The organism is Pseudomonas sp. PVC-3-1 (assembly GCF_057444315.1).
In genome coordinates this window covers 5,721,115-5,741,634 of the sequence record NZ_CM172023.1, presented here as the reverse complement: position 1 = coordinate 5,741,634, position 20,520 = coordinate 5,721,115, and the positions used below count along the sequence as shown (strand labels likewise).

Here is a 20,520-nt window from a genome sequence, read left to right as displayed (position 1 = left end):
CACATTGGCATTGGTGCTCGGGCTGGCGGCGATGCTGGGCATGTCGACGGCCACTGCCCAGGACTACCGCAACTGCGCGCAGGACTGGCACATCGATCACCCACCGCAGCGTATCCTCGCCCTCAACCAGCATGCCGCTGACCTGCTGCTGGCGCTCGGCGCGGGGACGCGGCTGATTGGCGTGGCCTACATCGATGACGATCTCGACCTGACGAAGGAAAGTTATCGCGGCGTGCCGCTTCTATCCCGCCAGTATCCATCGGCGGAAGCGGTCTACGCGCAGCGTCCGGACCTGGTAGTGGCCGGCTTTGCCTCGGCCTTCCGGCTGGGCAACCTGTCCCGCGAGGAACTGGCCGGTCATGGCGTCGCCAGCTACCTGCTGGATGCCGGTTGCGCTGCGCGGCAGGACGATCTGTTCGCGGGTATCGAACTGGATCTGAAAACGCTGGGCAATCTGATGGATGAGCAGGAGCGAGCGCAGGAACTGATTCGCCAGCAACGCGCCGAGCTGGCCAACGCGCGCCGCCACTTCGTCGGGAGCGCGCCGCTGGAAGTCTTCTACCTCGACAGTGCCAGCAATGGCCTGGAGAGCCAGGGCCGGCGCGGCGTGGTCACCCAGTTGCTGCACGCTGCCGGCGCGCACAACCTGTTCGAGGATGTCGATCTGGGCGGCTTTACCGCCAACACAGAACAACTGCTGGCGCGCGACCCGGATGTGATCCTGCTGGCTGACGCGCTGTGGTCCACGGCCGAGCAGAAGAGGCGAGCGTTGCGCGCCGACCCGGTCCTCTCACGCCTGCGTGCCGTGCGCGAAGGGCGCTTCGTGGCGCTGCCTTTTACCCACCTGTTCCCCGGCGTGCACAGTGGCCAGGCCGCTCGAGAACTGGCGCAGGCGCTGAGCCGGTTTTGAGCGGGGACGTCCGGTCTGTTCGTCGTCCACTGTTCCTACCCAAGCGCTGGAGCGCGTGTTAGAAAGCGCCCATCGATCATTCGGAGGTTGTCATGGGCAAGTTGCGCGTTGGGGTGATTTTCGGTGGGCGTTCGGCGGAGCACGAGGTGTCCCTGCAATCGGCGAAGAACATCGTCGACGCACTGGACCGCGAGCGCTTCGAGCCGGTGCTGATCGGTATCGACAAGGAAGGCCGCTGGCACCTCAACGATGCCTCCGACTACCTGCTCAACCAGGAAAACCCCGCGCTGATCGCCCTCAACCGCTCCAACCGCGAACTGGCGGTGGTGCCCGGCAAGGCCGAGCAGCAGTTGGTGGAAACCGGCAGCCGCCAGTTGCTCGACCATGTCGACGTAATCTTCCCCATTGTCCACGGCACCCAGGGCGAGGACGGTTGCCTGCAGGGCCTGCTGCGCATGGCCGACATCCCCTTCGTCGGCTCCGACGTGCTGGGCTCGGCCATCTGCATGGACAAGGACGTGAGCAAACGCCTGCTGCGTGATGCTGGCATCGCCATCACGCCTTTCGTCACCCTGACCCGCACCAGCGCCGGGCGCACGCCATTTGCCGAGGCGCAGCGCAAGCTCGGCCTGCCCCTGTTCATCAAGCCGGCGAACATGGGCTCCTCGGTGGGCGTCAGCAAGGTCGAGGACGAGGCTGCCTACGACGAAGCCGTGCGCCTGGCACTGGCCTTCGACGACAAGGTGCTGGTGGAGTCCGCCGTGAAGGGCCGCGAGATCGAGTGCGCGGTGCTGGGTAACGAACAACCGATTGCCAGCGGTTGTGGCGAGATCGTGGTGGGCAGCGGCTTCTACTCCTACGACAGCAAGTACATCGACGAAGACGCGGCCAAGGTCGTGGTGCCGGCGGATATCCCGGCCGAGGCCAGCGAGCGTATCCGTCAGCTCGCCGTGGATGCCTTCCTGGCTCTGGAGTGTTCCGGCCTGGCACGGGTCGACGTGTTCCTCACCGACAGTGGCGAGGTGCTGGTCAACGAGCTCAACTCGCTGCCCGGTTTCACCCGCATCAGCATGTACCCCAAGCTCTGGCAGGCTGCCGGGATGACCTACAGCGAGCTGGTCAGCCGCCTGATCGACCTGGCCATCGAGCGCCACGCCGCGCGTCGGAACCTGCAGACCAATCGCTGATCCACAGCCCGGCTCCTGCTTCTGCGCTACCCTGAGTGCCCGTCGCCCGGTTTCGGGCGGCCGGCCCCGTGTCCCCATTACCCGCGCAAGAAGGAGCACGAGATGAACACCGTAGTATTCGCCGACGGCACCGCCGTTCCCGCCATCGGCCAGGGCACCTGGCGCATGGGGGAGGATCGCTCGCAGCGCAAGCGCGAAGTCGCCGCCCTGCGCGAAGGTATCGAGCGCGGCCTGACCCTGATCGACACCGCCGAGATGTACGGCGAGGGCGGCTCGGAAGAGGTGGTCGGCGAAGCGCTGGCCGGGCTGCGCGAGCAGGTCTTCCTGGTCAGCAAGGTCTATCCGCACAACGCCAGCCGGCGCGGCGTGCCCGAGGCCTGCGAGCGCAGCCTCAAGCGCCTGCGCACCGACTGCCTGGACCTCTACCTGCTGCACTGGCGTGGCCAGTATGCGCTGGAGGAAACCGTCGAAGCTTTCGAGCGGCTGCGCGAGGCCGGCAAGATCAAGCGCTGGGGCGTCTCCAACTTCGACCTCGACGACATGCAGGAGCTGAACGAGCCGGCCTGCGCCACCAACCAGGTGCAGTACAGCCTGGAGGAGCGCGGCATCGAATGGGACCTGCTGCCCTGGTGCCAGGAACAACGCATGCCGCTGATGGCCTACTGTCCGGTCGGCCAGGGCGGCAGCCTGCTGCGCCACCGCACCCTGGCGGAAATCGCCGGCCGTCACGACGCCACGCCGGCCCGTGTGGCGCTGGCCTGGCTGATCCACCAGCCGGGCGTGATCGCCATTCCCAAGGCAGTAGAGCCGCTGCACGTGCGCGACAATGCCGCTGCGCTGCAACTGCGACTGACAGCAGAGGACCTCGAAGCCCTGGACGCGGCCTTCCCGCCGCCGACCCGCAAGCGCCACCTCGCCGTGGTCTGAGCGCGGCCCGCCGCCCGGTCGTCGCCCATCCCGGCGCGACCGGGGGGCGATGCTAGCCTTGCCCAATGGCCAAGACGGCCTGGAGGGAAGAGGCGATGAGCAACTACACGGCGGATAGCGCCGCCATCAACCGGGTACTCACGGACTATGTCGAGGGCATGACCTTCGGCGACGAGGCCAGGCTGCGCCAGGCCTTCCATCCTTCCTGCAAGATCATCGGCAACTACCATGGCGCGCTGGAGTGGTCGTCGCTGGACGAGTTCATCGGCGCCATCAAGGCCGAGTCGCCGCCTTCGGAAGGCGCGCCGCCAGCGTGGGAGCTCAAATCTCTGGACATCACCGGCGACAGCGCGGTGGCCAAGGTCACCGACGAGTTTCTCGGCATGCACTTCACCGACTACCTGTCATTGCTGCAGGTCGGCAACGGCTGGCAGATCATCAACAAGCTCTACTACCTGCACGAGTGACGTGGAACGCATCGGCCTGCGCGGTACACCGGAAACCCTGCTGATCACCCTCTACGCCAAGGCGAAGGAGAGCGAGCTGCCCGACAGCCTGCTGCGTGACCGGTTCTCGCGGCAAGCCGTGGAGCAGATCGACTATGACTTCGCGCGCCTGCACATCGGCCCTGCCGAGCAGGTGGGCATCGCCCTGCGGGCCAAGCTGTTCGACGACTGGGTGCGCGACTTCCTCGCGCAGTATCCGGCCTGTGTGGTATTGCAACTGGGCTGCGGGCTGGACAGTCGCGTCTTTCGCATCGACCCGCCGTCCACCGTGCAATGGTTCGAGGTGGACTTCCCCGAGGTGATCGCACTACGCGAGCGCCTGTATCCGCCGCGGCAAGACTGCCATCTGCTGGCCACCTCGCTGACGGCTCCGGACTGGTGGCGCGCGGTGCCGACCGGGCGGCCGGTCCTGATCCTTTCCGAAGGCGTGCTGCCCTACGTCGAGGCAGACAAGGTGCCCGAGTTGCTGCGCGCGCTGGTGATGCACTGTGGCCAGGGTGAGCTGGCGCTGGACGGCTACAGCCGCCTGGGTATCCGCCTGCTGCAGTGGAACCCGATGATCCGCCGCACCGGCGCCGTGCTGCACTGGGGCATCGACGAGCCGCAGGAACTGGAGCAGCAAGTGCCGGGCCTGCGCTTCGTCGAGGCCATCGCCGCCTACGACCGCGCGCAGATCGCCCGTCTGTCGCTGGGCATGCGCCTGCTTTACGAGATCACCCTGGCCATTCCGGCGATGCGCCGCATGGGGCGCCTGCTGCGCTATCGCTTCGGCTAGACAGGCCGATTCGGCCGCTGGCTGCTTTACTCATCCCTCTACGACGACAGTGCGCAGGAGCCGGCGATGAAGCTCGAGCCGTTGATGGAAATGAACGTGAAGGCCAGCGTGCCCGTGGAAATCGGCCGCGTGCCGCAGGGCCAGCGGCTGATCTCGGCAGCCGGCGGGGGGACCTTCAAGGGCCAGCGCCTGAGCGGCGAAGTGCTGCCCGGCGGTGGTGACTGGATTCTGGTGGATGGCGACGGCGGCTGGCATCTGGAGGTGCGCCTGGTGCTGCGCACCGACGATGGCGCGCGTATCCTGATGCAGCACAACGGGCTGCTGGTGGCCAACCCGAAGATCATCCATGCGGTCTCGCGGGGAGACAGCACCGAGTTCGGCGACACCTATTTCATGATCCAGCCACGTTTCGAGGTGGGCGACGACCGCTACCGCTGGCTCAATCACCAGTTGGCGGTGGGGGAGGGCCGGCTGGGGCCAGGCTGGGTCGAATACCGTTTGTACTCACTCGCCAATGGATGAGCGATGAAGAGCAAGACTTGTCACACACGGCGGGCACAGTTGGTGCATCAAGGAACTGGAGGCGACGCCATGGCTCTGCCCCCCCACATGCAGCCCGACGACAAGGTGGTGCTGTTCGACGGCACCTGCCGCCTGTGCAACGGATGGAGCCGCTTCCTCCTGCAGCACGACCGCGAGCGCCGGGTGAAGCTGTGCAGCGTGCAGTCCGCCGAGGGCCAGGCAATCCTCGACTGGTTCGGCCTGCCCACCGAGTATTTCGACACCATGCTCTATGTCGATGGCCGTGAAGGTTTCGAGCGCAGCGACGCCTTCCTGCGGGTGGTCGGCCAGTTGCCGGCGCCGTGGAACTGGTTGCGCGTGCTCTGGCTGATCCCCAGGCCGCTGCGCGACTGGTGCTACGACCGCATTGCGCTCAACCGTTATCGCCTGTTCGGCCGCGAAGATATCTGCCTGATGCCGTCGCCACAGTTCCGCGGGCGTTTCCTTGGCAATGACTAGCGCGGCCATCGCCCGGCTGGCGCTGGGGGTGGTATTCCTTTATCACGGGCTGGTGCCCAAGCTGCTGTTTCTCAGCGCCGATGAAGTGCGGATGATCGAGGCCCACGGCTGGCCGCTGTCCACCCAGCGCATTGCCGAGGTCGCAGGCGTCGCCGAGATCGTCCTGGCGCTGGCCATCCTGTTGCTGCGTCGGAGCCGCTGGCCGCTGTGGCTGGCGGTGGTTGCGCTGGTCGGACTGCTGGTGGACGTCGCACTGTTCGCCCCGGAATTGCTGCTGGGAGCCTTCAATCCGGTGTCCACCAATATCGCCGCTCTGGCGTTGTGCGCCATCGCCCTGCTCGGCGAACGGGGCGCGCACGCGTCGCGCCCCGCACCGTTGCGCTAGACCACCGTCAGAAGCTGCGGGAGACGCTGGCCACCACGGTGGCCGTGCACACGTCGCCGAAACCGAATTGGGTCCGGCATTCGTTCTGCGACAGGTCGGTGTCGATGTAGCTCACTGCCCAGTCGAAGCCCACCCATTCGTGGCTCAGCTTCGCCTCCCACTCGTGGTAGGTATCGCGGGTGCTGCCGTCGCCGGAAAGGTAGAGCGGGTCCTTGGCATCGTTGCGGCCGTAGCGCACGCGCAGCTTGAACTCGGCCGGCAGCTCGGCGTTGTAGGCCAGGTAGGTGTAGAGGTTGGCCTGGTCTTCGCCGAAGTAGGTCGGGTAGTCGTTGCCGTAGTACGCCGCCACTTCGAAGCCGTAGGCGTGGAGGATGGCGTAGGTGTCGCTCTGGTTGAACTGGCTTTCCTTGGGGTAGGCGTACTTGATGTAGCCCAGGTCCAGGGCGACATCCTCGTTGGCCTGCCAGTACCAGCCGCCGTAGTAGTCGATTTCCTGGCGGGTCTTCAGGCCACCGCCGAAGTCGACGTTGGAACTCCATACGCCCAGGTAGGCGCCGGAGGCGTGCTGCAGGGTGGCGCCGACCTGCAGGGCCGGGTCGCCCTGGGTCTGCGAGATGCCGCGGGTGCGGTAGTCGCTGACCAGCGCGGTGTCGATCTGCAGGTTGAAGTCATGGCCCAGCTCGACGGCCAGGGCGGAGGTGAGCGGCGCGCAGGCGAGCAGCGCGCCGGCCAGCCAATGGGGGCGATTCATGCGGGGAGTCCCTTTGTTGTGATTGTCTGTGGGCAGATGAAAAATCCCGCGCAGCACCCGCCCTCCCGGCTATGCCGAGGAGCGTGAAGGGAGTGCAGGGCTGGCGGGCAAGGCGCCGGGGCTGTTCAGACCCCGGCGCAGGAGCCCGGCTCAGAGAGCCGGTTGATCGTCGGCGCGGTAGACTTCGCGGCCTTCGAACAGGGTGCGCAGCACGCGGGCTTCGTCCAGTTGCTGGTCGGGCACGCTGAACACGTCGCGGTCGATCACCACCATGTCGGCCTGCTTGCCGGGAGCGAGGGTGCCGATCTTGTCGGCCAGGCCGATGGTCTGCGCGGCGTTGCGGGTGTAGGCGTAGAACATGGTCTGCCGATCCACGCGCTCGGCGGCGTTGAGTACGCCTTCCTCACCCTGGCGGGTCACGGCCTGGTAGATGGCCTTGAGCGGATCAGGCGTGGAAACCGGCCAGTCGCTGGCGCCGGCGATGGTGGCGCCGTTGTCCAGTAGCGACTTGGCCGGGTACATGTAGCGGTAGGCTTCGTCGGCGATGTAGGGCTTCACCAGCTCCACGGTGTAGGGCTCGGCGGTGGCCCAGTCCAGCTGCATCGAGGCGATCACGTTCAACTGCTTGAAGCGCGGGAAGTCCTTGGGGTTGACCAGTTGCAGGTGGGTGATCGAGTGGGTCACGGCGCTCTGCCGGTCCTTGCGCGCCTGGGCGAAGCCATTGAGCGATTCGCGCACCGCGCGGTCACCGATGGCATGCACGTGCACCAGCCAGCCGCGGGCATCGGCGGCGCTGACCAGCTCGCCGAAGTGCTTCGGATCGATCAGCAATTCACCCGGCTTGTGGCTGTTCTTGTAGTCCTCGAGCAGCGCGGCGGACTGCGCGGGGAACTCAATCACGCCATCGGCGAAGACCTTGATCCCCGGCATCGTCAGGTTGGGGATGCCCTGGAACTGCTGGCGGACCTTCTCGATCACGTCCAGGTCGGCCGGCGTGCTTTTCGGGTTGACCACTTGCAGCGCGGCGACGTGGGCGGTGAGCTGGCCGTCACGCGCCAGGTCGCGGTAGACCGGCAGCACGCCGACGGTCTTCTCGGTGGGCTTGATGGCGAACAGCGCCTCGCCAGGCGTGCCGTTGGCGGCCGGGTCCATCCAGGCGGTGATGCCGAGGCTGTTGTTGTACTTCACGGCAGCCACGCCAGCGCGATCCATGGTGGCGGTGTCGGGAACCGGCATGGCGGCGGCCACCAGGTCGAAACCGGAGTCGACCAGGAAGCCGGTGGGGTTGAAGTCCTTGTCGTGGGCGACGTTCTGCTGCTCCAGCGGGCTCAGGCCGCGCAGGCGTTTCGCATCCAGCCCGGCGCGCTTGAGCATGGCGGCGTTGGCCCAGGCGGTATGGTGGTCACTGCCGATCAGCACCACCGGCGTGTCCTTCCACTCGCCCTGGTTGAAGCGCTTGGCCAGGCCATCGGCCTGGGACCAGTAGGTGGAGTTCATGCCGTTCATGACAATGGTGTCGTGCACCTTGGCCTTGCCGCTGTCGCGATCCTGCTTGAGGCGCTTCTCGAAGGCGTCCAGGTCCATCTGTTCGTCCAGCAGGCTCGCGGAGATCAGCTCGAGGCCGCCGAAGATCGAGTGGGAGTGGCTGTCGATGAAACCGGGCATCAGTACCTTGCCGCCCAGGTCGACCTGCTTGCTGCCGGTGCCGGCGAGCTTGCGGATGTCTTCGTTGGAGCCCACCTGCAGCACCTTGCCGCCAGCGACCGCCACGGCCTGCTGCAGCGGTTGGCCAGGCTCGGCGGTGAAGACCTTGGCGTTGTACAGGATCAGGTCTGCGTTCTGTGCCTGTGCTTCAAAAGTGCCGAGTGCGATGGCGAGCGCCAGCGCGCCCTTGAGCATGCCGTGCATGACTTCCCCTTGCTTTTCGTTGGATTATTGTTGGTCTGCGGCGCAGGCTACTGGCGGACGGAGTCGCGCGGAAGTCGCCAATGGGCATAACACTTGTGAAGGATTGGCACGAATGACGATGGACAGATTCAGCAGCCTGGCAATGTTCGTGGCCAGCGCCGAGACCGGCAGTTTCAGCCGCGCCGCCGAGCAACTGGGCAAGACACCCTCGGCGGTGACCAAGGCGGTCGGCCAGTTGGAGATCGAAGTCGGCGCGCGCCTGTTCGAGCGCACCACGCGCAGCATGTCGCTGACCGAAGCCGGCCAGCTCTATCTGGACGGCGCCCGCGAGGTGCTGGCGCGGATGCGTGAAACCACCGAGGAGATCGCCCAGTTGCAGCACAGCCTGCGTGGCGTGCTGCGCATAACCGGGCCGCTGATCGTCGGCCCGGTGTTTCTCGACCAGGCCTGCGCGGAGTTCCTCGACCTGCATCCGGACGTGCGCCTGCAGGTGGACCTCTCCGACAGCTACGTCGACCTGCTCGACGGCCGCTACGACCTCGCCCTGCGCATGGGCAACAGTGACCTGCCGGGGCTGATCGCCCAGCCGCTGGCCGAGAGTCGCCTGGCCATGTGCGCCAGCCCGGCCTATCTGGAGCGGCGCGGTACGCCCCGTCACCCCAGCGAGATTCCAGAGCACGACTGCCTAGTCTATCGCCATCCGGCGCTGGATGACCGCTGGTGGTTCGATGTGGAGGGCGAGCGCTTTTCCACTCCGCGCACCGGCCGCCTGAACAGCGATAACCAGGCGGTGCTGCTGACCGCCTGCCTCGCCGGTCACGGCCTGCTGCCTTGCCCGCGCTGGAGCGTGCTGGAGCACTTGCGCAGCGGGCGGCTGGTGACGGTCCTGGACGACTACTTCTTTGAGCCCGATACCTTCGGTGCGCAGATCCTGGCGGTCTACCCGAGCAACCGGCGGGCGACGCGCAAGATCCACGCGTTCATCGAGCACCTGCGCGAATACTTGCGACGCGACGGCATCCTTTGAGTTCCTAGAGCAGCGCCCCGGCCCAGGCCGACACCAGCAACAGGGCTGCCATCAGCTGGTTGAGCCGCTGCATCTGCGTGGGCGAAAGCAGGCGCTGGCTGCCGATGCCCAGGCCGGCCCAGACGGCCGTGCAGGGAATCGACACGAGGAAGAACAGCAGCGACAGCAACTGCACGCGGTCCAGCCGATCGACACCGTGGCCGGCGTAAACGCTGATCACCGCCAGCGCCATCATCCAGGTCTTCGGGTTGACCAGTTGCAGCGCAGCGGCGCCGACCGCTCCCAGGCGCGCGGCATCGCCGTCGCGTTCCAGGTCCGCTGGCGGGCTGCGGAAAATCTGCCACGCCAGCCAGCTCAGCCAGAGCACGCCGACGACGCTCATCGCCTGCTGCACGTGCGGCCGGCTGGCCAGCACTTCGCCCAGGCCGCTGCCCACCGCCAGCACCAGTGCGGCGGCGGCCGCGCAACCGCCGAACATGATCGGCAATGCGGCGCCCCAGCCGAAGCGCGCGCTGTTGCTGAAGATCAGCAGGTTGGTCGGCCCTGGTGTGATCGAAGCGACGAAGGCGAAGAGGATGAAGGGCAGCCATTGGCCGAGCTGCGAGAAGTGCATGGCGGGAACTCCGGTGAATCCGTGGGAGTTCATCTTCGCCAGCACGGCGGGTTCAGTCTGGAAGCTTTGAGCAGCGCTTGCGGTAGTAAGCGGGGGTGACGCCATAGGCGCGTCGGAACCAGCGGCCGAGATGGCTCTGGTCGGCGAAGCCGAGGTCGGCGGCGATGTCGGCGGGCGCCAGGCCGCGGCCAAGCAACTGCCGCGCACGGGCCAGGCGCAGCTGGATCAGGTAAGCGTAGGGCGGCAGGCCGAAGGCCTGCTTGAACGCGCGGGTCAGGCGGAAACGGTCGCAGCCGCTGGCGCGCGCCACGTCATCGAGGCCGATATCGGTGGTCAGGTTGGCGTGCAGATAATCCCGCGCACGCTGCGCCACCAGCGGCAGGTGCGCTTGCGTGGCGCCGCGCTTGCGCCAGTGCAGGTGGCAGGTCATGCCGTCGAGCAGGTCATCGAGGGCGCTCTGCCGGACGATCTTCAGGTCGTTGCCGTGCACCGCCTGGAAGGCATTGTCGATGCGCCGCGCCAGTTGCGGGTCGTCGATCAGCAACTCAGGCACGGCCAGCTGGCAGTTGCCCGGCGCCTCTTCGAACAGCGTGGCGATCTCCCGCTCCAGCCAGGGGGCGTCGAGATAGAGGGTGCGGTAGGTGAAGCCGCCCTCGGTGGGGGCATCGCCGTCGTGGATGTCGCCGGGCTCGAGGAAGAACACCTTGCCGGTGGTGCTGACGTAGCGCTGGTTGCGGCTGCGGAACTGCTGCACACCGGACTCGGTGTAGCCGATCAGGTAGCTGTCGTGCCAGTGCGGGTCGTAGGCGTGGCCCTTGAAGTGCGCGCGCAGGCTCTGGATGCCGGTGTCGGCATCCTGTAGCAGGTCGATCCAGTTGTCTTTGTGCATGGGCCGCCTCCGCACCGCTTGCCCGGTCGGCCAGCATACCGCGCGTGGAGTGGCTGTCTGGAAGATTCGTGCAGCCGATGGTCGACTCGCATGCTTCGTCGACGCTGACGATATGATTGCTTCTTGCGCACATCGCCACACTCCAGGAGGGAGCCGTTCATGGGGCAGGACTACAACCTGGCATTGATCATCGCCGCGGCGCTCAGCGCCATCGCAGGGGCGCTGCATGTCGGCGTGGTGCTGGTCGGGCCGCGCTGGTACCGGCTGTTCGGCGCTGGCGAAAGGCTCGCCCGGGCCGCCGAAGCCGGGCGGCTTTATCCGGCCCTGATCACCTTCGGCATCGCCTTCGTGCTGTTCATCTGGTCCGCCTATGCGCTCTCCGCAGCCGGAGTGTTGAGGCCGCTGCCATTGCTGCGCCCGGCGCTGGCGGCGATCTCGCTGATCTACCTGCTGCGCGGCGTGGCCGGCCCGCTCATTCTCAAGGGCACCGGGCGCAGCCAGCGCTTCATCTACGTCAGCTCGGCAATTTGCCTGGGGTTTGCGCTGATGCATCTGCTAGGGCTGGCGCAGGTGTGGGGGCGGCTGGAGAACTGAGGGGCTGCTGCTTGCGAGTTGTGCCCCTGCGCAGTGCATGGCGGAGCGTCAGCGCGGGGCGTTCGACGTAGTAGTACGACACGCCACTGAGCAGGAAGGAAAACACCAGCACCGCTGGAACGATGTAGTCCGAATAGCTGATTGGCCAGAACGCCCGCAGGATGTAAATGACCACGAAGTGGTTGAGGAATACGCCGTAACTGATGTTTCCGAGGAACTCGTCGATCGAATGGAATGGGAATTTCGTCAGCAGATAGACGGCCGGGATGCCCAGTGCGATGCCGGCGCTCACTTCGGCATTGAATGGCCGACGCTCGATAATTCCAGTCATGATCGCCGCGAACATCAGCGCTGCCGCGACGGCGGTGCAAGCTGCAATGATCAGACCCTTGGCCCGTGCTTTGTACAGGTAGCTGCCGCAGAGGAATATGAACAGTACGCCGGGCAGAAGCCGGTATCCGTAATTGTCCGTGTTGACGTAACCCAGGCACGCGACGAGGAAGACGCCGACCGATAGCGAAAACGCAACACCGCGTAGCCTGTAAATGATCAGGAAAGGGATGGCCAGGTAAAAACACGCCTCCAATCCCAGTGACCATGCCGGCGGCAGGATGTCTGGGCTTGCAGCTCCGAACATGTAGAAACCCAGCGGCACCATGGCGATGCTTGCGGCCATGTTTCCGAGCGTCAGCTCGGCTGCCTGGGGTGTGTCGGGAAGGAGGAAGTGGATGGCCAGGCAAGCACTTGCGAAGTAGAGAATGAACTGGGGATATAGCCGCATCGCCCGGTCCAGGTAGAACAGGCCGACTTTATCCAAGGAGGCGTAGTTACGCTCGATCAGCGAGGTCATTACGAAGCCGCTGATCAGAAGGAACGAAATCACCGCGACCACGCCCGGGTTCAAGCCGGCAAAGGTTTTTCCCAAATGGGAAACGGCCACCAGAACGGCCAACAACAGACGATACGCCCCCACCCAAGCCCCCAGCATCCCTGTAATTTTTGCAGCTAAATTACGACGCTTTACCGTCGAAGAACAGGCTCCCCTATACCGCCGTACAGTGGGCGCGATGACGACGCCTCATTCAGCGCCGACGAATACGTCACGGGAGGTGGAACTGCCCCTGGCCGGTTGGCCGGCAGGGACAGTCACCAAGGATGTATCGCGTGGAATCAGCCCGCTGCGGCCTCGAAGCTGTCGCTGCGCGCCATGCGCCAGATGCGCTCGTAGAACTCGCCTTCGATGTTGCCCGAGAGCAGTTCGCCGGGTTTGAGGAAGTAGTGCAGGTGCGAGAACAGGCGGATCTCCGTGGCGGAGACACGACGTACCAGGTGCTTGGCTTCCAGCTGCGACGGGTGCTGGATGCCGGCGGCGGCGATCATCTCCGCCAGGCCCTTGAGCGTGTTGCGGTGGAAGTGGTAGACGCGCTCGGCCTTGTCCGGCACCACCAGGGCGCGCTGGCGCAGCGGGTCCTGGGTGGCGACGCCGGTGGGGCATTTGTTGGTGTGGCAGGACTGCGACTGGATGCAGCCGATGGCGAACATGAAGCCGCGCGCCGAGTTGGCCCAGTCGGCGCCCATGGCCAGCACGCTGGCGATGTCGAAGGCGCTGACGATCTTGCCGCTGGCGCCGATGCGGATCTTGTCGCGCAGGTTCAGGCCGACCAGGGTGTTGTGCACGAACAGCAGGCCCTCGCGCATCGGCAGGCCCATGTGGTCGGTGAACTCCAGCGGTGCCGCACCGGTGCCGCCTTCCTTGCCGTCGACGACGATGAAGTCGGGGAGGATGCCGGTTTCGTGCATGGCCTTGGCAATGCTCATGAACTCCCACGGATGGCCGATGCACAGCTTGAAGCCCACTGGCTTGCCACCGGAAAGCGCGCGCAACTGGACAATGAAGTCGAGCAGTCCGTGGGGCGAGTCGAAGGCGCTGTGGGAGGAGGGCGAGATGCAATCCTGGCCCATGGGCACGCCACGGGTGGCGGCGATTTCCGGGGTCACCTTGTGCTTGGGCAGGATGCCGCCATGGCCGGGCTTGGCGCCCTGGCTGAGCTTGATCTCGATCATCTTCACCTGCGGGTCGACTGCCTGCTTGGCGAAGCGCTCGGGGCTGAAGCTACCGTCGTCGTTGCGGCAGCCGAAGTAGCCGCTGCCCAGTTCCCAGGTCAGGTCGCCGCCGTATTCGCGGTGGTAGGGGCTGATGCTGCCTTCGCCGGTGTCATGGATGAAGCCGCCGAGCTTGGCGCCCTTGTTCAGCGCGCGGATGGCGTTGGCGCTGAGCGAGCCGAAGCTCATCGCCGAGATGTTGAACACCGAGATGGAGTAGGGCTGCTTGCACTCCGGGCCGCCGACGGTGACGCGGAAGGTGCACGGGTCCGCCACCGGCGCGGGGCGGATGGAGTGGGCGATGAACTCGAAGCCCGACTGATAGACGTCGATCAGGGTGCCGAAGGGCTTGTCGGCGGTCTCGTTCTTTGCCCGCGAGTACACCAGGGCGCGCTGGGCGCGGGAGAAGGGCAGGGCCTCCTGGTCGCCTTCGAGCAGGTACTGGCGGATCTCCGGGCGGATGGCTTCCACCAGGTAGCGGATGTTGCCCAGGACCGGGTAATTGCGCCGTACCGCATGGCGCTCCTGCAGCAGGTCGAAGACCCCGAGCACGCTCAGGGCAAGGGTGGTGAGGGTGAAGGGCCACACCCAGTCATGCCCGAGGAAGGGCAGGCTGAGCACGGTGAACAGGACGCAAGCGGCAAAAAAGGCATAGCGGCTTAGGAGCGACAGGTTCATGGAATCTCCAGTCGTCAGGCTTTGATCACGGTCAGGTTGGCCGAAAGGGCCGCCACAGAGCATGGCAGGCATCACGCGAACGTGCCTGGGCAAAGGTCAATGCGGCGGACTTTCGGAAGTCGTTCTAGTTCTGGCGGGCATCGACGGTAGCCCGAAGCGATGGAAAAAGAAAGCTAGCTAACGATTTTCTCGGGGGCTGAGAAAGCTTGTTTCGGGCGGTGCAAGGAGTCATGTGTCCGGGCTGTTCGCGAGCAAGCTCGCTCCTACAGGACTGAAGCCGGTGCGCTCTTCGTAGGAGCGAGCTTGCTCGCGAACCACCATTCACTCGGGCTAACAGGCAATCACATTCACCGCCAACCCGCCCTTCGCCGTCTCCTTGTACTTGTCCATCATGTCGCGCCCGGTATCGCGCAGGGTGTCGATGGCCTTGTCGAGGCTGACCAGGTGCTGGCCATCACCGCGCAGGGCGAGTTGGGCGGCGTTGATGGCCTTGAGCGAGGCCATGGCGTTGCGCTCGATGCAAGGCACCTGCACCAGTCCGGCGACCGGGTCGCAGGTCAGCCCGAGGTTGTGCTCCAGGCCGATCTCGGCGGCGTTTTCCACCTGCTCGAGGCTGCCTCCCAGGACTTCCGCCAGTCCACCGGCGGCCATGGCGCAGGCCGAACCCACTTCGCCCTGGCAACCGACTTCGGCACCGGAGATGGAGGCGTTGAGCTTGCACAGGATGCCGATGGCGGCGGCGGTCAGCAGGTAGCGCTCGATGCTTTGCGCGTTGGCGTTGCTGTCATAGCGCGCGTAGTAGTGCAGCACCGCCGGGACTATGCCGGCCGCGCCGTTGGTGGGTGCGGTCACCACGCGTCCGCCGGCGGCGTTTTCCTCATTGACTGCCAGTGCCCAGAGGTCCACCCAGTCCATGGCCCCGAGGGTGGTGGCGATCAGGTTGCCGCTGTCCGCCTCGTTCAGCCGGCGATAGAGCATGGGCGCACGACGGCGCACCTTGAGGCCACCTGGCAGTGTGCCTTCGGTTTCCAGGCCGCGGTTCACGCAGGCCTGCATTTCCTCCCAGATATGCGCCAGGCCGGCGTGGATTTCCGCCTCGCTGCGCACCGCCAGCTCGTTCGCCCACATCAGATCGCTGATGCGCTTGAAGCCGTGCTCGTGGCACAGGCGCAGCAATTCCTCGGCACTGTGGAAGGGGTAGGGCATGGGGCTGTCGGGCAGGGCGCGGTCGGTGTTGAAGTCCGCCTGGTCCACTACGAAGCCGCCGCCGACCGAGTAGCAGACGCGCTCGGCCAGCAACTCGCCCTGTTCATCCAGCGCGCGCAGGTGCAGGCCATTGGGATGGGCGGGCAGGCTGTCATCGTGAAAGACCAACTGGCGCGCCGGGTCGAAGTCGATCTCCTGCACGCCACCCAGGCGCAGGCGATGGCGCAGCAGGATGTCGTCCACCTGCGGGGCGAGGGTGGCGGGATCGGCTTCGGCCGGGTCGATGCCGAGCAGGCCGATCAGGCAGGCGCGGTCGGTGGCGTGGCCCTTGCCGGTGGCGCTGAGGGAGCCGTAGAGGTGCACTTCCACGGCGGCGGTGTGCGGCAGCAGATCGGCGTCGCGCAAGCGGTCGACGAACTCGCGGGTGGCGCGCATGGGCCCCACCGTATGGGAACTGGATGGCCCGACACCGGGCTTGAACATGTCGAAGACGCTGAGGCTCATGGGGATTCCTCCTACCTTCAGCATGGACCCATGAAGCCTCGAATGCTCACCGACCGCTCGGCGGCTGGACATTCACTGTAGGAGCGAGCTTGCTCGCGAACGAGTTCGCCGGCGGCTCCAGTGCTGCACGGTTCGCGAGCAAGCTCGCTCCTACAAAAGCGGCTCTAGCCCTGCGCCTGCAGGAACAGCGAGAACAGCTCCGACTGCGACTTGATCCCAAGCTTGGCGTACATGTGCTTGCGGTGGACCTTCACCGTCTCTGCGGAGATCGCCAGTTTGCGGGCGATTTCCTTGCTGGAGCAGCCGCTGAGCATCAACCGGCCGACTTCCAGCTCGCGGGCGGTGAGCGGGGTTTCCATCTGCTGCGCGGTGGACTCCAGGCGGTTCTGCCAGCGCGGCGGCGGGGGCGCTTCCTGCACTTCGCGCTCGAAGGCCATGCGTTGGCGCATCAGTCCGGCAACCCAGGGTTGCACCAGCGCGAGCAGGGCGATCTGCTCCGGGGTGAAGCGGCCCTTGCTGCCCACTGAGCAGCAAAGGGTCCGCTCGCCGTCGAGCTGCACGTTGATCTGCACCTCATCGGCCACCACGTTGAGGCTGAAGTAGCGCTGGTAGTAGTCGGTCTGCTCGAACATCTCCGGCGCCACGTCATCGAGCCGGAACAGCCCGCTGCCGGGCGCCTCGCGGCTGGCGATGTAGAACGGGTCAAGCAGGTAGAGGCCCTTGAGGTAGTCCTGGAACAGCGAATCCGGGCCACCGTCCTCGCCGGGACATTCGGCGAACACTTGTGGCCGGCCATCGCTGAAAAGCAGCACGACCCAGCTGTCGAAGGGCACATACTGGCCCAGCAGACGCACCAGCGAGGTCCAGAAAGTTGGCTTGTCCAGTGCCTCGATCAGCTGCCCGACCGAACGATGCCAGGCGATATCCTGAAGGGAAAGGCTCATGACTCTACCCCCGATGGGTTACCACGCGGGCGTAATTACCCGGTGATGGCACGCCCGGCATACTCGGTGGATGCCTTGAGCCGGCGCGGTGCGCATTTTGACCCTTTTGCGTTGCGCGGTCACTGGAATACAAGAATCCGAGGAAGCCCCATGAAAGTAGAACTCGTCCAACTCGCCGGCCGTGATGGCGACGTGGCCTGGAACCTGGCCCGCACCCTGGAGGCCATCCACGCCTGCGCCGACGACACCCAACTGGTGGTGTTCCCCGAGACCCAGCTGACCGGCTTCCCCACCGAGCAGAATATCGCCGCCATCGCCGAACCGGTGGACGGCCCCAGCGTCCAGGCAGTACAGCGCGCCGTGCGGGAGAAGAACATCAGCGTCGCCGTGGGCTTCGCCGAAGCCGCCGAGGACGGTCGCTTCTACAACACCACGCTGCTGATCACCCCCGAAGGCATCGCCATGAAGTACCGCAAGACGCACCTGTGGGCGTCGGACCGCGGCATCTTCACCCCGGGCGACCGTTACGCCACTTGCCTGTGGAACGGCATCCGCGTGGGCATTGTGATCTGCTTTGACATCGAGTTCCCCGAGTCTGCCCGAGCCCTGGGCCAACTGGGTGCCGAGCTGATCATCGTGACCAACGGCAACATGGACCCGTACGGCCCGACCCACCGCACCGCAATCATGGGCCGCGCCATGGAAAACCAGGCCTACGCCGTGATGGTCAACCGCGTCGGCGAAGGTGACGACGGCCTGGTGTTCGCTGGCGGCAGTGCGGTGGTCGACCCCTACGGCCAACTGATCGTCGAAGCCGGCCGCGAAGAGTGCCGGCAGATCGTCGAGCTGGATTTCGAGCGCCTGGCGCAATCGCGTCGCGACTACAGCTACCTGGCCGAGCGCCGCTTTGTGCTGCCGGGCGAGATGCGCGAGCACGACGATGGCCTGCGCGAGCTGATCATTCCCGCCTGAGTTCCCTTCCGGCACCGCTGCAAGGATGCCGGGGCGCAGGGCTGCGCCGATACAGCGTTATTCCACATTCGACGGGCGACCTGAGCGCCCGCGAGGCCTGCGGGTGAGCGCAGGCCAGCAACTTAGTACTGCCATAACAAACACAACGCGGAGTAAGCAGTAATGGCTCGACTCAAACGAACCCTGTCGCTGGGTTCGGTGGTGCTGTTCGGCATCGCCTACATGACCCCGATCATCGTCCTCGGTACCTTCGGCATCCTCGCCGACGTCACCCGCGGCGTAGTGCCCTCGGCCTACCTCGTCGCCTCCGTGGCCATGCTGTTCACTGCGCTCAGCTACGGGCGCATGGCTGCCGCCTTCCCGGTGGCGGGCTCGGCCTACACCTACGTGCGCAAGTCGATCAGCCCGAAACTGGGCTTCCTCGCCGGCTGGGCCGTGCTGCTGGACTACCTGTTCCTGCCCATGGCCATCTGGCTGATCGGCGCGGCCTACCTGCACTCCGCGTTTCCGGCGGTGCCCCAGGCGCTCTGGGTGCTGGCGTTCATCGGCGTGACCACCGCGATCAACGTGGTCGGCCTGCGCCTGGCGAAGAACATCAACGGCGTGCTGATGCTGGTGCAGTTCCTCGTCCTGATCGCCTTCGTCGGCCTGGCCATTCACTACGTCATGGGTGATGGCAGCCGTCCGCTGTGGACCCTGGAACCCTTCCTCAAGGAAGGCACTCAGCTGCCGCTGATCATGGGCGGAGCGGCCATCGCCTGTTACTCCTTCCTGGGCTTCGACGCGGTCAGTACCCTGACGGAAGAAACCCACGAGCCACGCAAGACCATTCCGCGCGCCATCCTGCTGATCACCCTGATTGGTGGCGGCATCTTCATCGCTGCCAGCTACTTCGTACAGCTCGCACACCCGTCGGTGGAGTTCCAGAACGCCGATTCCGCCGCGTATGAAATCGCCCGCAACATCGGTGGCGACCTGTTCGTCAGCTTCTTCCTGATCGGTCTGATCGTCGGCCAGTTCACCTCCGGGCTGTCGGCCCAGGCCAGCGCGTCGCGCCTGCTGTTCGCCATGGGCCGCGACGGCGTGCTGCCGCGCCCGTTCTTCGGGCGCATCAGCAAACGTTTCGAAACCCCGGTGAACAGCATCGTCCTGTGCGGCGTGGTGGCCCTGCTGGCGCTGCACATGGACGTCACCACTTCCACCTCGTTCATCAACTTCGGCGCCTTCCTGGCGTTCAGCCTGGTGAACCTCTCGGTGATCTTCCACTACTACCTCAACGCCGAGCGTCGCGGCCTGCGCGAGCTGGTGCTGTTCCTGCTGTTCCCGCTGATCGGCCTGCTTGCCGACCTGTGGTTGATGGTCAGCCTCGACCACCTGGCGATCTGGCTCGGCGCCACCTGGCTGGTGCTCGGCGTGATCTACCTGGCGGTGATCACCGGCGGCTTCCGCCAGCAACCACCGGAGATGCATTTCGAGGAGGCGTGAGCCCCGCGCGGGGCTATGCTGGGGACTCCGAGCCGTGATGCCCGAGGAGATCCCGCCATGCCCCGCCTCACTCTCTACCATTCGCCCCAGACTCGCTCCAGCGGCACCCTGGTGCTGCTGGAAGAACTGGGCGCCGAGTACGACCTCGAACTGATCAACATGAAGGCCGGCGAGCAGCGCAAGCCGGGCTATCTGGCGCTCAACCCGCTGGGCAAGGTCCCGGCGATCCGCCTCGGCGAATCGCTGGTCACCGAGCAGGGCGCCATCTTCATTTATCTTGCCGACCTCTTCCCCCGAGCGAACCTTGCTCCCGCTCTCGACGACCCGCTGCGTGGCCCCTATCTGCGCTGGCTGGTGTTCTATGGCTCCAGCTTTGAGCCGGCCATCGTCGACCGCGCCCTGAAACGCGAGCCCGCGCCAGCGGCCATGAGCCCCTACGGCGATTACGACAGTGTGATGCGCGCCCTCGCCGAGCAGCTGGAAACCGGGCCTTACCTGCTGGGCAACCGCATGACCGCCGCCGACGTGCTGTGGGGCGCGGCCCTGCGCTGGACCATTGGTTTCGGCGTGGTGCCCAAGCTGCCGGTGTTCGAACGCTACGTGGAACTGGTCACCTCTCGCCCGTCCTTCCAGCGGGTATGGGCGCGGGACGTGCAGTGGGCGGAGGAGCATCTGAAGGCCGCTGAAGCGAAGGCGCCCTGAACAGAGGGATGTATCGGAAGGTTTGCGAAAGGAGAGACCAAGCGAAGAATTTGAGGAAACAGTCTCAAGATGCTTGGGAAAATTCCTTTTTCGGCGTGGGCATATTTCCCATGTGGCCGAGCTGGTCAATGATCCATTCAACGCAGCGCACCCCATCGCGCGGCGTCGGCAACCATAACTACTACAAGCCGCTACGAGCGTTATGTCCCCCAAGGCCCTTCCACCTGGAAGGGCCTTTTTTATCCCTTCCCCTTTGCGTCGGAAAACAAAACCGGGATGTGGCGGATGTCTCAGAAGTGCATAGGGCGATTCCTACGCGGATGAGCGGGCTTGGATAAATCCGTCAACTTACCGATCATGCTTCCCGCACCCTGTTCCTACAGGGTGCTCCTAATGATTGATCGACTAGTCAATCGTTATCGTTTGGCCCGCCA

General features: G+C 65.5%; 21 protein-coding genes. 13 read left to right on the top strand and 8 right to left on the bottom strand.

What is annotated here, in order from left to right; genetic code table 11:
• The first annotated feature begins 31 nt into the window (after positions 1–31).
• The 8 genes from AC2T4A_RS26405 (at position 32) to AC2T4A_RS26370 (ending at position 5,710) form a co-directional block, all read left to right on the top strand.
• On the top strand, positions 32–910 hold the full coding sequence (locus tag AC2T4A_RS26405; protein WP_486743734.1) for an ABC transporter substrate-binding protein: 879 nt from the start codon (positions 32–34) through the stop codon (positions 908–910).
• A 92-nt stretch (positions 911–1,002) separates the two neighbouring features.
• The gene (gene ddlA / locus AC2T4A_RS26400; protein ID WP_478377077.1) at positions 1,003–2,097 is read left to right on the top strand and encodes a D-alanine--D-alanine ligase; all 1,095 of its coding nucleotides are present in this window, start codon (positions 1,003–1,005) and stop codon (positions 2,095–2,097) included.
• 102 nt (positions 2,098–2,199) lie between these two features.
• Positions 2,200–3,024, top strand: coding sequence for an aldo/keto reductase (locus AC2T4A_RS26395; RefSeq protein WP_486742162.1), 825 nt, complete (start codon positions 2,200–2,202; stop codon positions 3,022–3,024).
• Positions 3,025–3,119: 95 nt separating this feature from the next.
• Positions 3,120–3,491, top strand: a complete 372-nt coding sequence (locus tag AC2T4A_RS26390; RefSeq protein ID WP_416747879.1) for a nuclear transport factor 2 family protein — start codon at positions 3,120–3,122, stop codon at positions 3,489–3,491.
• 1 nt (position 3,492) lies between these two features.
• Positions 3,493–4,305, top strand: coding sequence for a class I SAM-dependent methyltransferase (locus AC2T4A_RS26385; RefSeq protein WP_486742161.1), 813 nt, complete (start codon positions 3,493–3,495; stop codon positions 4,303–4,305).
• A gap of 66 nt (positions 4,306–4,371) precedes the next feature.
• A complete protein-coding gene (locus tag AC2T4A_RS26380; protein WP_017517433.1) occupies positions 4,372–4,827 on the top strand; it encodes a DUF3237 domain-containing protein in 456 nt (151 codons plus the stop codon).
• Positions 4,828–4,896: 69 nt separating this feature from the next.
• Entirely contained in the window at positions 4,897–5,325 is a 429-nt protein-coding gene (locus AC2T4A_RS26375) for a thiol-disulfide oxidoreductase DCC family protein (RefSeq protein WP_416747883.1), read from the top strand.
• Positions 5,318–5,710, top strand: coding sequence for a DoxX-like family protein (locus tag AC2T4A_RS26370; RefSeq protein ID WP_486742160.1), 393 nt, complete (start codon positions 5,318–5,320; stop codon positions 5,708–5,710). Before AC2T4A_RS26375 ends, AC2T4A_RS26370 begins: the two co-directional genes overlap by 8 nt.
• A gap of 7 nt (positions 5,711–5,717) precedes the next feature.
• Here the strand turns inward: AC2T4A_RS26370 and AC2T4A_RS26365 are convergent, their stop codons facing one another.
• Together AC2T4A_RS26365 and AC2T4A_RS26360 are read right to left on the bottom strand one after the other, a co-directional pair.
• Positions 5,718–6,461, bottom strand: coding sequence for a TorF family putative porin (locus AC2T4A_RS26365; RefSeq protein ID WP_416747887.1), 744 nt, complete (start codon positions 6,459–6,461; stop codon positions 5,718–5,720).
• A 150-nt stretch (positions 6,462–6,611) separates the two neighbouring features.
• On the bottom strand, positions 6,612–8,369 hold the full coding sequence (locus AC2T4A_RS26360; protein WP_486742159.1) for an amidohydrolase: 1,758 nt from the start codon (positions 8,367–8,369) through the stop codon (positions 6,612–6,614).
• A gap of 118 nt (positions 8,370–8,487) precedes the next feature.
• Here AC2T4A_RS26360 and AC2T4A_RS26355 point away from each other — a divergent pair, with 118 nt between their 5' ends.
• Complete coding sequence (locus AC2T4A_RS26355; RefSeq protein ID WP_416748086.1) at positions 8,488–9,396, top strand: LysR family transcriptional regulator; 909 nt, start codon at positions 8,488–8,490, stop codon at positions 9,394–9,396.
• A gap of 4 nt (positions 9,397–9,400) precedes the next feature.
• Here the strand turns inward: AC2T4A_RS26355 and AC2T4A_RS26350 are convergent, their stop codons facing one another.
• Together AC2T4A_RS26350 and AC2T4A_RS26345 are read right to left on the bottom strand one after the other, a co-directional pair.
• Positions 9,401–10,009 carry a LysE family translocator gene (locus AC2T4A_RS26350; RefSeq protein ID WP_416747891.1) on the bottom strand — a complete coding sequence of 203 codons (609 nt, stop codon included), beginning with the start codon at positions 10,007–10,009 and terminating at the stop codon, positions 9,401–9,403.
• 52 nt (positions 10,010–10,061) lie between these two features.
• Positions 10,062–10,898 (bottom strand): AraC family transcriptional regulator, encoded by an 837-nt coding sequence (locus tag AC2T4A_RS26345; protein ID WP_416747893.1) that lies wholly within the window; start codon positions 10,896–10,898, stop codon positions 10,062–10,064.
• Positions 10,899–11,057: 159 nt separating this feature from the next.
• On the opposite strand from AC2T4A_RS26345, the gene AC2T4A_RS26340 reads away from it, so the two are divergent.
• Positions 11,058–11,492 (top strand): hypothetical protein, encoded by a 435-nt coding sequence (locus AC2T4A_RS26340; RefSeq protein WP_416747895.1) that lies wholly within the window; start codon positions 11,058–11,060, stop codon positions 11,490–11,492.
• Here the strand turns inward: AC2T4A_RS26340 and AC2T4A_RS26335 are convergent.
• From AC2T4A_RS26335 to AC2T4A_RS26320, 4 genes are all read right to left on the bottom strand, one after another.
• Positions 11,413–12,465, bottom strand: coding sequence for an acyltransferase family protein (locus AC2T4A_RS26335; protein WP_416748088.1), 1,053 nt, complete (start codon positions 12,463–12,465; stop codon positions 11,413–11,415). The two genes, AC2T4A_RS26340 and AC2T4A_RS26335, sit on opposite strands and share 80 nt — an antisense overlap.
• A 197-nt stretch (positions 12,466–12,662) precedes the next feature.
• Positions 12,663–14,273 carry an FMN-binding glutamate synthase family protein gene (locus tag AC2T4A_RS26330; protein ID WP_416747897.1) on the bottom strand — a complete coding sequence of 537 codons (1,611 nt, stop codon included), beginning with the start codon at positions 14,271–14,273 and terminating at the stop codon, positions 12,663–12,665.
• A gap of 330 nt (positions 14,274–14,603) precedes the next feature.
• Positions 14,604–15,983: an L-serine ammonia-lyase gene (locus AC2T4A_RS26325; RefSeq protein WP_416747899.1), complete on the bottom strand. Its 1,380-nt coding sequence runs from the start codon at positions 15,981–15,983 to the stop codon at positions 14,604–14,606.
• A 164-nt stretch (positions 15,984–16,147) separates the two neighbouring features.
• Positions 16,148–16,927 (bottom strand): helix-turn-helix transcriptional regulator, encoded by a 780-nt coding sequence (locus AC2T4A_RS26320; RefSeq protein ID WP_416747901.1) that lies wholly within the window; start codon positions 16,925–16,927, stop codon positions 16,148–16,150.
• Between the two features lie 150 nt (positions 16,928–17,077).
• Here AC2T4A_RS26320 and AC2T4A_RS26315 point away from each other — a divergent pair, with 150 nt between their 5' ends.
• The 3 genes from AC2T4A_RS26315 (at position 17,078) to AC2T4A_RS26305 (ending at position 20,086) form a co-directional block, all read left to right on the top strand.
• On the top strand, positions 17,078–17,899 hold the full coding sequence (locus tag AC2T4A_RS26315) for a carbon-nitrogen hydrolase family protein (RefSeq protein ID WP_416747903.1): 822 nt from the start codon (positions 17,078–17,080) through the stop codon (positions 17,897–17,899).
• Positions 17,900–18,061: 162 nt separating this feature from the next.
• Positions 18,062–19,384, top strand: coding sequence for an APC family permease (locus AC2T4A_RS26310; protein WP_416747905.1), 1,323 nt, complete (start codon positions 18,062–18,064; stop codon positions 19,382–19,384).
• Positions 19,385–19,441: 57 nt separating this feature from the next.
• Entirely contained in the window at positions 19,442–20,086 is a 645-nt protein-coding gene (locus AC2T4A_RS26305) for a glutathione S-transferase family protein (RefSeq protein WP_416747907.1), read from the top strand.
• Positions 20,087–20,520 lie beyond the last annotated feature (434 nt).

What these genes read in the sequence shown, in the direction of transcription:
- AC2T4A_RS26405 (WP_486743734.1), top strand. Translation starts at nt 32, where the DNA reads ATGCTGGGCATGTCGACGGCCACTGCCCAGGACTACCGCAACTGCGCG.
- ddlA (WP_478377077.1), top strand. Translation starts at nt 1,003, where the DNA reads ATGGGCAAGTTGCGCGTTGGGGTGATTTTCGGTGGGCGTTCGGCGGAG.
- AC2T4A_RS26395 (WP_486742162.1), top strand. Translation starts at nt 2,200, where the DNA reads ATGAACACCGTAGTATTCGCCGACGGCACCGCCGTTCCCGCCATCGGC.
- AC2T4A_RS26390 (WP_416747879.1), top strand. Translation starts at nt 3,120, where the DNA reads ATGAGCAACTACACGGCGGATAGCGCCGCCATCAACCGGGTACTCACG.
- AC2T4A_RS26380 (WP_017517433.1), top strand. Translation starts at nt 4,372, where the DNA reads ATGAAGCTCGAGCCGTTGATGGAAATGAACGTGAAGGCCAGCGTGCCC.
- AC2T4A_RS26375 (WP_416747883.1), top strand. Translation starts at nt 4,897, where the DNA reads ATGGCTCTGCCCCCCCACATGCAGCCCGACGACAAGGTGGTGCTGTTC.
- AC2T4A_RS26370 (WP_486742160.1), top strand. Translation starts at nt 5,318, where the DNA reads ATGACTAGCGCGGCCATCGCCCGGCTGGCGCTGGGGGTGGTATTCCTT.
- AC2T4A_RS26365 (WP_416747887.1), bottom strand. Translation starts at nt 6,461, where the DNA reads ATGAATCGCCCCCATTGGCTGGCCGGCGCGCTGCTCGCCTGCGCGCCG.
- AC2T4A_RS26360 (WP_486742159.1), bottom strand. Translation starts at nt 8,369, where the DNA reads ATGCACGGCATGCTCAAGGGCGCGCTGGCGCTCGCCATCGCACTCGGC.
- AC2T4A_RS26355 (WP_416748086.1), top strand. Translation starts at nt 8,488, where the DNA reads ATGGACAGATTCAGCAGCCTGGCAATGTTCGTGGCCAGCGCCGAGACC.
- AC2T4A_RS26350 (WP_416747891.1), bottom strand. Translation starts at nt 10,009, where the DNA reads ATGCACTTCTCGCAGCTCGGCCAATGGCTGCCCTTCATCCTCTTCGCC.
- AC2T4A_RS26345 (WP_416747893.1), bottom strand. Translation starts at nt 10,898, where the DNA reads ATGCACAAAGACAACTGGATCGACCTGCTACAGGATGCCGACACCGGC.
- AC2T4A_RS26340 (WP_416747895.1), top strand. Translation starts at nt 11,058, where the DNA reads ATGGGGCAGGACTACAACCTGGCATTGATCATCGCCGCGGCGCTCAGC.
- AC2T4A_RS26330 (WP_416747897.1), bottom strand. Translation starts at nt 14,273, where the DNA reads ATGAACCTGTCGCTCCTAAGCCGCTATGCCTTTTTTGCCGCTTGCGTC.
- AC2T4A_RS26325 (WP_416747899.1), bottom strand. Translation starts at nt 15,983, where the DNA reads ATGAGCCTCAGCGTCTTCGACATGTTCAAGCCCGGTGTCGGGCCATCC.
- AC2T4A_RS26320 (WP_416747901.1), bottom strand. Translation starts at nt 16,927, where the DNA reads ATGAGCCTTTCCCTTCAGGATATCGCCTGGCATCGTTCGGTCGGGCAG.
- AC2T4A_RS26315 (WP_416747903.1), top strand. Translation starts at nt 17,078, where the DNA reads ATGAAAGTAGAACTCGTCCAACTCGCCGGCCGTGATGGCGACGTGGCC.
- AC2T4A_RS26310 (WP_416747905.1), top strand. Translation starts at nt 18,062, where the DNA reads ATGGCTCGACTCAAACGAACCCTGTCGCTGGGTTCGGTGGTGCTGTTC.
- AC2T4A_RS26305 (WP_416747907.1), top strand. Translation starts at nt 19,442, where the DNA reads ATGCCCCGCCTCACTCTCTACCATTCGCCCCAGACTCGCTCCAGCGGC.